Annotated in this window: 11 protein-coding genes and 2 pseudogenes; 7 read left to right on the forward strand and 6 right to left on the reverse strand. The window is 71.9% G+C overall.

Going from position 1 to position 11548, the window contains the following annotated elements; all coding sequences use genetic code 11:
• The 4 genes and pseudogenes from Q0L15_RS04000 to Q0L15_RS04015 all read left to right on the forward strand — a co-directional run.
• Positions 1-429 (forward strand): annotated as a pseudogene (locus Q0L15_RS04000) (cation acetate symporter); the annotation flags it as partial.
• A 132-nt stretch (positions 430-561) separates the two neighbouring features.
• The gene (gene acs / locus Q0L15_RS04005) at positions 562-2367 is read left to right on the forward strand and encodes an acetate--CoA ligase (protein WP_296602407.1); all 1806 of its coding nucleotides are present in this window, start codon (positions 562-564) and stop codon (positions 2365-2367) included.
• 216 nt (positions 2368-2583) lie between these two features.
• Positions 2584-3903, forward strand: a complete 1320-nt coding sequence (gene nhaA / locus Q0L15_RS04010; protein ID WP_296602408.1) for a Na+/H+ antiporter NhaA — start codon at positions 2584-2586, stop codon at positions 3901-3903.
• A gap of 10 nt (positions 3904-3913) precedes the next feature.
• Positions 3914-4318, forward strand: coding sequence for a phage holin family protein (locus tag Q0L15_RS04015; protein ID WP_296602409.1), 405 nt, complete (start codon positions 3914-3916; stop codon positions 4316-4318).
• Positions 4319-4328: 10 nt separating this feature from the next.
• On the opposite strand, the gene Q0L15_RS04020 is transcribed toward Q0L15_RS04015, so the two are convergent.
• The 4 genes from Q0L15_RS04020 to nth are packed head-to-tail and all read right to left on the reverse strand — an operon-like array spanning position 4329 to position 7517.
• Positions 4329-5504, reverse strand: a complete 1176-nt coding sequence (locus Q0L15_RS04020; protein WP_296602410.1) for a MarP family serine protease — start codon at positions 5502-5504, stop codon at positions 4329-4331.
• Positions 5501-6205, reverse strand: a complete 705-nt coding sequence (locus Q0L15_RS04025; RefSeq protein WP_296602412.1) for a CoA pyrophosphatase — start codon at positions 6203-6205, stop codon at positions 5501-5503. The genes Q0L15_RS04020 and Q0L15_RS04025 overlap by 4 nt, the downstream gene beginning before the upstream one ends.
• Positions 6202-6813 carry a TlpA disulfide reductase family protein gene (locus Q0L15_RS04030; protein WP_296602413.1) on the reverse strand — a complete coding sequence of 204 codons (612 nt, stop codon included), beginning with the start codon at positions 6811-6813 and terminating at the stop codon, positions 6202-6204. Before Q0L15_RS04030 ends, Q0L15_RS04025 begins: the two co-directional genes overlap by 4 nt.
• Positions 6810-7517: an endonuclease III gene (gene nth / locus Q0L15_RS04035; protein WP_296602415.1), complete on the reverse strand. Its 708-nt coding sequence runs from the start codon at positions 7515-7517 to the stop codon at positions 6810-6812. Before nth ends, Q0L15_RS04030 begins: the two co-directional genes overlap by 4 nt.
• Before the next feature lie 166 nt (positions 7518-7683).
• On the opposite strand from nth, the gene Q0L15_RS04040 reads away from it, so the two are divergent.
• The 3 genes from Q0L15_RS04040 to Q0L15_RS04050 all read left to right on the forward strand — a co-directional run bounded on the left by Q0L15_RS04040 (position 7684) and on the right by Q0L15_RS04050 (position 10222).
• Complete coding sequence (locus Q0L15_RS04040; RefSeq protein ID WP_296602417.1) at positions 7684-8361, forward strand: Crp/Fnr family transcriptional regulator; 678 nt, start codon at positions 7684-7686, stop codon at positions 8359-8361.
• A gap of 152 nt (positions 8362-8513) precedes the next feature.
• Positions 8514-9026: a SigE family RNA polymerase sigma factor gene (locus Q0L15_RS04045; protein WP_296602418.1), complete on the forward strand. Its 513-nt coding sequence runs from the start codon at positions 8514-8516 to the stop codon at positions 9024-9026.
• Complete coding sequence (locus Q0L15_RS04050) at positions 9023-10222, forward strand: hypothetical protein (protein WP_296602419.1); 1200 nt, start codon at positions 9023-9025, stop codon at positions 10220-10222. Before Q0L15_RS04045 ends, Q0L15_RS04050 begins: the two co-directional genes overlap by 4 nt.
• On the opposite strand, the gene Q0L15_RS04055 is transcribed toward Q0L15_RS04050, so the two are convergent.
• Both Q0L15_RS04055 and Q0L15_RS04060 read right to left on the reverse strand, forming a co-directional pair.
• A complete protein-coding gene (locus Q0L15_RS04055; RefSeq protein ID WP_296602420.1) occupies positions 10201-10968 on the reverse strand; it encodes an MBL fold metallo-hydrolase in 768 nt (255 codons plus the stop codon). The genes Q0L15_RS04050 and Q0L15_RS04055 overlap by 22 nt on opposite strands.
• A gap of 38 nt (positions 10969-11006) precedes the next feature.
• A pseudogene (locus Q0L15_RS04060) lies at positions 11007-11548 on the reverse strand (NUDIX hydrolase); the annotation flags it as partial.

The following is an 11548-nucleotide window of genomic DNA, read 5'->3' on the forward strand; positions in this document are numbered from 1 at the left end:
GCTTTCGTCATCGGCGGCATCGCGATCGCGCTGGCGATCCCGGCACAGAAGCTCAACATCGCGTTCCTCGTGGCCCTGGCGTTCGCCGTCGCGGCCTCCGCCAACCTGCCGTCGCTGATCTACAACCTGTTCTGGCGCCGGTTCAACACCCGCGGAGCGACCTGGGCGATCTACGGGGGCCTGATCGCAAGCGTCGGACTGGTCTTCTTCTCGCCGGTGGTCTCCGGCTCGGAGACCGCGCTGTTCACCGGCCACGACTGGTCGTACTTCCCGCTGAGCAACCCCGGCATCATCTCGATCCCGCTGGGCTTCTTCTTCGGCTGGCTCGGGACCGTGACGTCCGACGAGCCGGACACGGCCGCCCGCTTCACCGAGCTCGAGGTCCGCGCCTTCACCGGAGCCGGCTCGGAGAAGGCGATCCAGCACTGATCCACCGCACCATCCCCGCGGACGGGTGCCCGGCGACCGAGGGTCGCCGGGCACCTGCCCGCGTCACCACCCGCACTACTGTGGCCCGTACCACACAGCCCTTGATGATCCCCTGACGTTCAGGAGCGAGACGTGACCGACGAGACCCTGTCCAACCTCCTCAAGGAGGACCGCCGCTTCGAGCCTCCGGCCGAGCTCGCCGCGCAGGCCAACCTCCAGGCGGAGGCCTACGACCGCGCCGCAGCCGACCCCCAGGCCTTCTGGGCCGAGCAGGCCGAGCGGCTCGACTGGGACCAGCGCTGGGACCGGGTGCTCGACTGGGACGACCCGCCGTTCGCCAAGTGGTTCGTGGGTGGGCGGATCAACGCGGCGTACAACTGCGTCGACCGCCACGTCGCCGCCGGCCGGGGCGACAAGGTCGCGCTGCACTGGGTCGGCGAGCCGCTCGACGACACCCGTGACATCACCTACGCCGAGCTGCAGGACGAGGTCTGCCGGGCCGCCAACGCCCTCACCGAGCTCGGCGTGCGCACCGGCGACCGGGTCGCGATCTACCTGCCGATGATCCCCGAGGCCGTCGTCGCGATGCTCGCGTGCGCCCGCATCGGCGCTCCCCACACGGTGGTCTTCGGCGGCTTCTCGGCCGACGCGCTCGCCTCCCGCCTCGACGACTGCGAGGCCAAGGTCGTCATCACCTCCGACGGCGGCTACCGCCGCGGCTCGGCGTCCGCGCTCAAGCCCGCCGTCGACGAGGCGCGCACCAAGACCGACGTCGTCCAGAAGGTGCTGGTCGTGCGCCGCACCGGCCAGGACGTGGCCTGGGACGACGCCGTCGACGTCTGGTGGCACGACGCCGTCGGGTCGGCCTCGGCTGAGCACGAGTGCGAGTTCTTCGACTCCGAGCACCCGCTGTACGTCATGTACACCTCCGGCACCACCGGCAAGCCGAAGGGCATCCTGCACACCACGGGCGGCTACCTCGTCGGCACGTCGTACACGCACTGGGCGGTCTTCGACCTCAAGCCCGAGAGCGACGTCTACTGGTGCTCGGCCGACATCGGCTGGGTCACCGGCCACTCCTACATGGTCTACGGGCCGCTCGCCAACGGCGCGACGCAGGTGATGTACGAGGGCACGCCCGACAGCCCCGAGCGCGGCCGCTGGTGGAAGATCATCCAGGACTACAAGGTCACGATCTTCTACACCGCCCCCACCGCGATCCGCTCGTTCATGAAGCAGGGACGCGAGATCCCCGACCAGTTCGACATGTCGAGCCTGCGGGTCCTGGGCTCGGTCGGCGAGCCGATCAACCCCGAGGCCTACGTCTGGTACCGCCACGTGATCGGCGGCGACCGCACCCCGGTCGTCGACACCTGGTGGCAGACCGAGACCGGCATGATCATGATCAGCCCGCTCCCGGGTGTCACGGCGGGCAAGCCGGGCTCGGCGATGACCCCGATCCCGGGTGTCGGGGCCGAGGTCGTCAACGACGAGGGCGACCCGGTGCCGAACGGCTCGGGCGGCTACCTCGTCCTCACCTCGCCCTGGCCGTCGATGCTGCGCACGATCTGGGGCGACGACCAGCGGTTCAAGGACACCTACTGGTCGCGCTTCGCCAAGCAGGGCTACTACTTCGCAGGCGACGGTGCCAAGAAGGACGACGACGGTGACGTCTGGGTGCTGGGTCGTGTCGACGACGTCATGAACGTCTCGGGCCACCGGCTCTCGACCACCGAGATCGAGTCCGCCCTGGTCTCCCACCCCAAGGTCATGATCGTCCCCGAGCTCCCCAAGACCCGCTCGGGCAAGATCATGCGGCGCCTGCTGCGCGACGTGGCCGAGCACCGCGAGGTCGGCGACGTCACCACGCTCGCCGACTCCTCGGTGATGGACCTGATCTCGGCCCAGCAGGGCTCCGGCACGTCCGACGAGGCCTGACCACCCGCCGACTCGGCGCCACTGCACACGTCAGGGGCGCCGAGTCGGCGCGTCTGAAGGCCCCTGGAGGTCGGGATCCTTCCGGGGGAGCTGCAGTTGCGCCGACTCGGCAGGGACGGTCTGCGGGGGAAGGCCGGTAGGGGAAGGCCGATAGAATGGGCCGCGGTGAGCCGGGAAGTCTGGTCGGCACGTCGACAGCCGACCCCCAGGAGCACCGTGACCTCACCCATCCCGTCCCGCCGTCCCCGCCTGTTCGCCCGGGGATCCTTCCTCGAGACCTCGCGCACAGCTGAGATCCTGCGCGCCGAGACGACCGGTGGCCTCCTGCTGATGGCCGCGGCGACGATCGCGATCGTCTGGGCGAACACGCCGTGGTCCTCGGCGTACGCCGACCTGCGCGACCTCCGGGTCGGGCCCGCGTCGTGGCACCTCGATCTCACCCTCGGCGCCTGGGCGGGCGACGGCCTGCTCGCCATCTTCTTCTTCGTCGCGGGGCTCGAGCTCAAGCGCGAGTTCGTCGCCGGCGACCTGCGCGACCCGCGGCGGGCCATGCTGCCGGTGGCCGCTGCGGTGGGCGGGATGGCGGCGCCGGCACTGATCTACGTGCTGTGGAACCTCGGCGGCGGCGGCTCGCTGGAGGGATGGGCGATCCCGACGGCGACCGACATCGCCTTCGCCGTGGCGGTCCTCGCGGTGATCAGCACGCACCTCCCGGCGGGCCTGCGCACCTTCCTGCTGACACTCGCCGTCGTCGACGACCTCCTGGCGATCACGATCATCGCGCTCTTCTACACCGACGGGCTCGAGCCGGCGTACCTCCTGGCGGCGCTGGTCCCGCTGGCCGTCTTCTGGGTGATCGTCCAGCGACGCATCCACAGCGGCTGGCTGCTGGTCCCCCTGGCGCTGCTCACCTGGGTGCTCGTGCACGAGTCGGGCGTCCACGCCACCGTCGCCGGCGTGCTGCTCGGCTTCGCCGTCCCGGTGCTCCGCCGAGACGGTCACGACGGTCGCGGGATGGCGGAGTACCTCGAGCACCTCATCCGCCCGATCTCGGCGGGCGTCGCCGTGCCGGTGTTCGCCTTCTTCGCCGCCGGCGTGACCGTGGGCGGGCTCGACGGGCTCGCCAGCGCCCTGCGCGACCCGGTGGCCCTCGGGGTCGTGACCGGCCTGGTGGTCGGCAAGACCGTGGGCATCACGGGCTCGACCTGGCTGCTGGCGACGTTCACCCGCGCCGACCTCGACGAGGAGCTCAGCTGGGTCGACGTCATCGGGATGGCCATGCTGGCCGGCATCGGGTTCACCGTGTCCCTGCTGATCGGGGAGCTCGCGTTCGGGGGCGGCACCGATCGCGACGACCACGTCAAGGTCGCCGTCCTGGTCGGCTCCCTGATCGCCACCGGGCTCGCGACGGTCGTGCTGCGGCTGCGCAACCGCACCTACCGCCGGATCTGCGAGATCGAGGAGCGCGACGCCGACCGGGACGGCGTGCCCGACGTCTACCAGCGGGGGGGGCCGAGGAGGCCTGAAGGTCTGTAGGGTGAGCCACATGGCGAGCAACCAGGTCCAGGACTCCGATCCCACCATCGGCCGTCTGGTCCACGACGCCAGCCGGGACATCTCCACGCTGATCCAGAAGGAGATCCAGCTCGCGAAGTCCGAGCTGAAGGTCAGCGTGCAGGCCGGCGGCATCGGCATCGGGCTCTTCGCGGCGGCCGGCTTCATCGCGGTGCTCGCGGTGATCATGCTCTCGGTGGCGATCGCCTACTTCATCAACTGGAACGGCCACGGCCTCGCCCTGCACTGGGCGTTCCTCATCGTCTTCGGCTTCTACCTGCTGCTCGCGGGACTGCTGGTGTTCGTCGGCATCCGCAAGGTCAAGCAGGTGAAGGCCCCCGAGCGGGCGATCGACCAGGGCCGCGAGATCCCGAAGGCGCTCAAGGGCAAGGCCTGACGCGGGTCGGCTATCCCGCGCACCCGCCGGTCGACACCTGGCTGGAGCTGGTGAGCCCCGCCGCCGCGGCCGCCGACACCTGACCGGCCGTCAGGGCATAGCCGGTGTCGTGGTCGGTGACCGACGCGGCGAAGACCACCCCGACGACGTCGCCCGCCGAGGACAGGATCGGGCCGCCGGAGTTGCCCGGCAGGATCCGGCCGCGCAGCGAGTAGACCTCGCGGATCACCGCGCCGTTCCCGTAGATGTTGGGAGAGCGGAGCCGCTGCTCGGAGCGGATGCGGCCCGGCTCGACGTGGAACGGACCGTCCTGGGGGTAGCCGAGGATCGCGACACCGTCCTGCGCCTCGGCGGTCCGGTCGAAGCGCAGCGGGGCCAGGTCACCGCTGTCGAAGGACAGCACGGCGACGTCGATGTCGGGGTTGTAGTAGACGACCTCCGCGTCGACCGCGTCGTCGTCGACGACGACCTCGGGGTCGTCGATGCCCGCCACGACGTGGGCGTTGGTCATCAGGCGGTTGCCGGCGTACAGGAAGCCCGACCCCTCGACCCCCCGGCCGCACTCGTTGGTGCCGCGGATCTTCAGCACGCTGGACTGCGCCCGCTGCACGTCGGGGTCCTGGAGCAGGCGCTTGGGCCCTGGGCCGACCTCGATGATGCGCTCGGGAGCGAACGGTTCGAGGTAGCGGGGGAAGAAGCTCGTGCCGACGACGTCGTTGAAGGCCTGCAGGGCCCCGTCGGCGGTCGCGGGCATGACCTCGTCGACGTGCGAGAGGACCGTCGACTCGCGCACGAGGGGCGTGATGCCGCCGATGCGGGATCCGGAGATCGCGACGCCGAGCGCCCACGAGACCAGCAGCACCGCGCCGGCGCTGAGCAGCGCACCGCCCACGGCGTCGAGGGCGCGCACCGGCTGCCAGGTGATCCGTTCGCGGATCCGGGCGCCTGCGAACTGCAGCACCGCCTGGCCGAGCGAGGCCGAGAGGATCACGATGAACAACGCACCCAGGGAGACCATGAGCGAGGGGTTGGCGTCACCGAGCGCGACCGGCGCCAGCCAGACGCCGAACAGCCCGCCCAGCAGCAGCCCGCCGGTCGCGAACGCGCCGGTGATGAAGCCCTGCCAGTAGCCCGAGAGCGCGTAGGCCAGGACCAGCACCACGAGCAGCCAGTCGAGAAGGTTCACCGTCGATCCTCCTCGATGTCCAGCAGGTCGTCGTCGCTCGGCGCCCGTCGAGGGCGATCCTGCAGCATGTACGCCGGAAGGTCGCGCAGGCGCGACTCGTCCCAGGGTCGGGTCCAGCCCAGGAAGTCGAAGAGCCGGGCGATGATGCCGCCGGTGAAGCCCCACAGGATGACGTCGTGGTCGGGCCCGATGAGGAACCCGGGGCTCTGGTAGCCGCCCCGCGGGTGGCGGACGGTGATGCGGTGCTCGGGGTCGAGCAGCTCCGAGATCGGGACGTGGTGGATCGCGTGCACCTCGGCGTGGCTGACGATGCTCACCCCGCTCGGGTCGCGCCACCAACCGAGGATCGGGGTGACCGCGAAGTTGCTCGGCGGCAGCCACAGCTCGGGCAACCGGCCGAACACCTCGACCGAGGACGGGTCGAGCCCGATCTCCTCCTCGGCCTCGCGCAGCGCGGCCTGGACCGGGGTCTCCCCCGGGTCGAGCGAGCCGCCGGGGAAGGAGACCTGCCCGGGGTGGGACCGCATGTCGTGCGCCCGCTCGGTGAGCAGCAGCTCACCTCCCTGCTCGCCCTCGCCGAAGAGCATCAGGACGGCGCCGAGCCGGGCGTCGCCCCCGGGCGGCGGGGTGAACCTGGTGAGCTGGTCGGCCGAGATGGCGGCCGCCCCGTCGCGGACCGGAACCAGCCAGTCGGGGATCACAGGTCGGTCCCGAGGTGCTCGTCGACGAGGTCGACCAGCTGCGCGAGGCTCGTGACCTCGACCGCCTGACGGTGGACGACGACGCCGTCCGCGTCGATCAGGACCACCCACGGCACGCCGCGGATCGTCGGGAACGTGCTCGTGCCCTCGAGGTCCGAGCCCGGGTCGGCGAGCAGCGGGTAGGTGACGCCGGTGTCGCGCGCGAGCTCGAGCGCTGCCTCGGGTTGGACGTCGTTGTAGTCGATGCCGAGCACCGCGACGCGGTCCCCGTAGCGGTCGTGGAACTGCTGGTAGATCGGCAGCTCCTTGCGGCACGGGCCGCACCAGGACGCCCACAGGTTGACCACCATCGGGCCGCGCAGGCCGGCGACGTCGACGTCGCCTCCACCGCCGAGACAGGGCAGGGTGACCTCGGGCATCCCGTCGTCGGTCGGCCCTGCGCTCGTCCGGCGGCACGGCTCGATGCCGGCCTGCTCCTTGATCGCGCGCAGCGCCGGGGTGTCGACGTCGACCTTCGCCGCGCCCGGCGGCTGGGGGACGTCGGCGGAGTCGCACGCGCCGAGCGCGAGGGCGACCGCGACCAGGGCCGTCGGGAGCAGACGTCTCACGCGCGGCCCTCGGTCTTCACCAGCTTCGCCGCCGCGACGGGGTCGGTCGGGCCCTCGCCGTACGCCGGGCACCACTTCGCCACCGGGCAGGCGCCGCACGCGGGGTTGCGCGCGTGGCAGATGCGTCGCCCGTGCCAGATGAGGTGGTGGCTGAGCATCGTCCAGTCCCGCTTGTCGAACAGGGCCCCGACCGCGTGCTCGACCTTGACCGGGTCGGTCTCGTCGGTCCAGGCGAAGCGCCGGGCGAGCCGGCCGAAGTGGGTGTCGACGGTGATGCCGGGGATGCCGAAGGCGTTGCCGAGCACGACGTTGGCGGTCTTGCGGCCGACGCCGGGCAGCTTGACGAGGTCCTCGAGCCGCGGCGGCACCTCGCCGCCGTGCTCCTCGACGAGCGCCGCGCTGAGCTTGAGCAGCGACTCGGTCTTGGCCCGGAAGAACCCGAGCGGACCGACGATGCCCTCGAGCGTCGCCCGGTCGGCGGCCGCCATCGCCTTGGCGTCGGGATAGGCGGCGAACAGCGTGGGGCGCACCGCGTTGACACGCTTGTCGGTCGTCTGCGCCGAGAGCACGGTGACGACCAGCAGCTCGAAGGGGTTGTCGAAGTCGAGCTCGGCGCGAGCGTCGGGATAGGTCTCGGCGAGCACCCGGTCGATCTTGCGGGCGCGCCGGACCAGACCGGTGCGGGTCTCGGGGGCTGCGGGCACGCGCCAAGGGTACGGCGGTCCACCGACGCTCCCGGGCGCCGTATCGCGACGCACCGCCCGCGCTCACCGGTCCGACATGCCGGGCCGTTGCTGCCTGTGACGTTTCCCACGGATAGGATCGAGCTCGGAACCCGTGTGCTGCGGGGCCATCGACGAGGAGGATCCCGTGGACAACGACGTGCTCCGTCAAGCTCCGCTGTTCAGCGCGCTCGACGACGAGGCCGCGACGGCGTTGCGCGCCTCGATGACGGAGAGCAAGCTGCGCCGTGGTGACGTGCTGTTCCACGAGGGCGACTCGGGCGACAAGCTCTACATCGTGCTCGACGGCAAGGTGAAGCTCGGCCGCACCTCCTCCGACGGCCGCGAGAACCTCCTCGCCATCCTCGGCCCCGGCCAGATGTTCGGCGAGCTCTCGCTCTTCGACCCCGGCCCGCGCTCGGCGACGGTCACCGCCGTCACCGACGTCACGTTCACCTCCCTCTCCCACGAGGACCTGCTGCGCTGGCTCGAGGGCCGCCCGGTGGTCGCCCGGGGGCTGCTGACCCAGCTGGCCGGCCGGCTGCGCAAGGCCAACGACGTGGTCGCCGACCTGGTCTTCTCCGACGTCCCCGGCCGGGTCGCCAAGGCGCTGCTCGACCTCGCCGACCGCTTCGGCCGCACCGCCGACGACGGCGTGCACGTCCACCACGACCTCACCCAGGAGGAGCTCGCCCAGCTGGTCGGCGCCTCCCGCGAGACCGTCAACAAGGCGCTGGCCGACTTCGCCTCGCGCGGCTGGCTGCGCCTCGAGCCCCGCTCGGTCGTGATCATGGACGTCGACCGCTTGGGCCGCCGCGCCCGTTGATTCGTAGGTTCTGACGCTCGAGTCGGGGGTTCTGACGCTCGAGTCCGGAGTTCTGGCGCTCGAGTCTGGAATTCTGCCGGAAAGGTCGGATCCGTTGACCCCCGGATCGCACCCGGATCGCGTCTGCTCGGGTGAAAGGGGGGCTCGGACCCGTGCCAGCTGAGACCGGTGAGGACAGCGCGACGACGTTCCACGCGTTCGTCGTGGCACGCACCCCTGCCCTGTCGCGTACGGCGTACCTCCTCACCGGCGACGCCCACCTCGCGGAGGACCTCGTGCAGACAGCGCTCTTCAAGGCGGCCAAGAGCTGGCACCGCATCGAGGGTGAGCCGGAGCCCTACGTCCGGCGCATCCTCTACACCCAGAACGTCTCGTGGTGGCGCCAGCGCAAGCACGTGCGCGAGCAGACCCTGGGGGCGTACGACGCACCCGCCCGCGCGACCGACCCCGACCTGCGGCTGACGCTGGAGCAGGCCCTCGGCCGCCTCACCACCCGGCAGCGGACGGTGCTGGTGCTGCGCTACTTCGAGGACCTCACGGAGGTGCAGACCGCCGCGGCCCTCGGCATCAGGCCGGGGACCGTCAAGTCGATCGGACGGCAGGCACTGGCCAGGCTGCGCGCCCTGGCCCCCGAGCTGGCCGAGCTGGTGGGTGACCCGTCATGAGCCTCCACGACGAGCTGCAGCGGATCGCCGACCGCGCGCCGGTCGCCGACGTACCTCACGACACCTGGCGTCGCGCCCGGCGGGCACGCACCCGCGACCGCGCGCTCACCCTCGGCGCCGTCGCTGCGGTCCTGGCCCTGATCGCCGGCGCCGTCGCCTGGCTCCCGGATCGCGCCGAGGCCCCGGTCGCCGACTCGTCCGCGGCCGCGCTCCCGGCCGTGCTCCACTCCGTGCCCGAGCGGTTCGCCGACTACAACGAGGAGGAGGGCCGATGGCCCGACGACATCGTCAGCGACGACCTGGCCGTCGGGACCGGAGTCGCCGCCTGGGTGTCACACAAGACCCTGCCCGTGGTCGTCGGCGCCACCGACGGTCGCTACCACCTGCTCGACCTGCCGGGGTGGACCGGCAAGCTGCAGGTCGTCTCGTACGGCGGCGGCTCATCCCAGCCGGCGCTGGCGCTGTCGCCCGACGGTGAGACGCTGGGGTTCTCGTACGCCGAAGTCGGCCCCGATGCTCTCACCGACCCCGTCCCCAGCGGCGTGCGGATGGTCGACCTCGTCTCCGGCGAGATCTCCGAGGTGCCGCTGCACGGGGGGCACGGCACCGTCGTGACCGCGCTGTCCTGGTCGGCAGACGGGCGGACCCTCGGCTGGGCGGGCAACCGGACCGGGTCGTGGACGGTGAACGGGTACCAGGACTCCTTCCCGGTCGCCGGCACGATCGACCCGGAGAGCGGCACCGTCGACGAGGTCGACGACCGGGACCTCGCCAAGCGCGCGGTCAACTGGCGGCGGAGCACGCTGCACGTCGCGGACGACGGCACGCTGCAGGCAGAGCGCCTCGCCGATCCCGACCAGCCGCACGACATCGCCACCCTCCCCGGTGGGGGACGCCTGGTCCTCGCACCAGACCCGGAGGGCGACCCCAGCAAGCGGTCGATCGAGCTCCACGGGGAGGGGGTGACCGAGCGCGGCGTCGCCGTGGTCGAGGACGACACCATGCGCTCCCTGAGCATCGCCGTCGGCCTGCTCGACCCGGAACACCCCAGTGCCGACCGCCCCGCCCCCGACTGGCCGATGTCCGACGGACAACGCTCCCTGCTCATCGGCCTCGGCGTCGCCGTCGCGACCGCGGTGCTCATGGGCCTGCAGCGACTCGGGCGCTGGCTGCTTCAGCGCCGCTCGGCCAGATAGGCCAGCTGCGCGCGCACGGACAGCTCGGCGGCACCCCACAGCACGGGGTCGACGTCCTGGTACACGATCTCCACGACCCGGCGGGGCAGCTCGTCGACCGCGATGCCCTCGGGGTGGTCGGCCGACCGCAGCTGCTCGAGCGCGGCCGAGACCTGCTCGAGCCGCTCTCGCCGGTGCGCGCGATAGAAGTCCAGCGCCCCGAGCGCGTCGGCGATGACCGGTCCGTGGCCCGGCCAGATCGACCCGACCTCGTGCTCGGACGCGAGCGCGTGCAGCCGGTCGAGCGAGTCGAGGTAGGCACCGAGCTGGCCGTCGGGATGGGCCACGACCGTGGTCCCGCGCCCCAGCACCGTGTCACCGGTGAGCACCGCGTTCTCAGCCGGCAGCAGGAACGACAGCGAGTCGGCCGTGTGCCCGGGCGTGGCGACCACCCGGATCTCCAGGCCGTCCACCGACACCACGTCGCCGTCGCCGAGACCTTCGGACCCCAGGCGGTACGCCGGATCCAGGGCGCGTACGCCGCATCCCATCCGCTCGGCGAACTCCCGCGCTGCCTCGGAGTGGTCGGCGTGGTGGTGGGTGAGCAGCACGACGCCCACCTCGCCCGCGGCCTCGGCGACGGCGTCGAGGTGGGAGGCGATCGACGGGCCCGGGTCGATGACGACCGAGCGCCGCGCGCCCGGCTCGCGCAGCACCCAGGTGTTGGTGCCGTCGAGCGTCATGATGTCGGGGTTGGGCGCGAGCACGCACTGCGCCCGCGACCCGAAGGCGCCGCCCGACCAGCTCACGAGCGGTGCGCCGCCAGGATCGGCCGGTGGTGCTCGGGGATCGACAGCGTCCACCCCTCGTCCAGGGCCTCGATGTCCGGCGTGTGCATCTCGACGACCCGGCCGTGGGCCGCGTCGACGACCGCCGCGGGCGTGCCGTACTGCGCCACCTCCAAGGACGTGAGGTACGTCGGCGGCATCATCATCATCTCGCCGCGCTCGGCCTGCGCGACGGCGTCGGCGGCCGGCAGCCAGGTCACCTCGGAGGACTCGCTGGAGACGTCGCGGGTGCGCTGCCCCTCGGGCAGCAGCGCGACGAAGAACCAGGTGCGGTAGCGCCTCGGCTCGAACACCGGCGTCAACCACCCGCCCCACACGCCGAGCAGGTCGGTGCGCAGCACCAGCCCGCGCGCGGCGAGGAACGACGTCATCGCGAGCTCGCGAGACTCCAGGGCGTGCCGGTCGGCCTCCCAGTCCTCACCCGTCGTGTCGGCGACGACCTCATCGCCCGAGGGGCCCGCCAACAGGACGCCGGACTCCTCGAAGGTCTCCCGCACCG

This window comes from Nocardioides sp., assembly GCF_024509035.1.
GTDB lineage: Bacteria > Actinomycetota > Actinomycetes > Propionibacteriales > Nocardioidaceae > Nocardioides.

Bases quoted from the DNA above. Each gene is read 5' to 3' on its own strand.
- Q0L15_RS04015 (WP_296602409.1), top strand. From the start codon at position 3,914: ATGGCGAGCAACCAGGTCCAGGACTCCGATCCCACCATCGGCCGTCTG.
- Q0L15_RS04050 (WP_296602419.1), top strand. From the start codon at position 9,023: ATGAGCCTCCACGACGAGCTGCAGCGGATCGCCGACCGCGCGCCGGTC.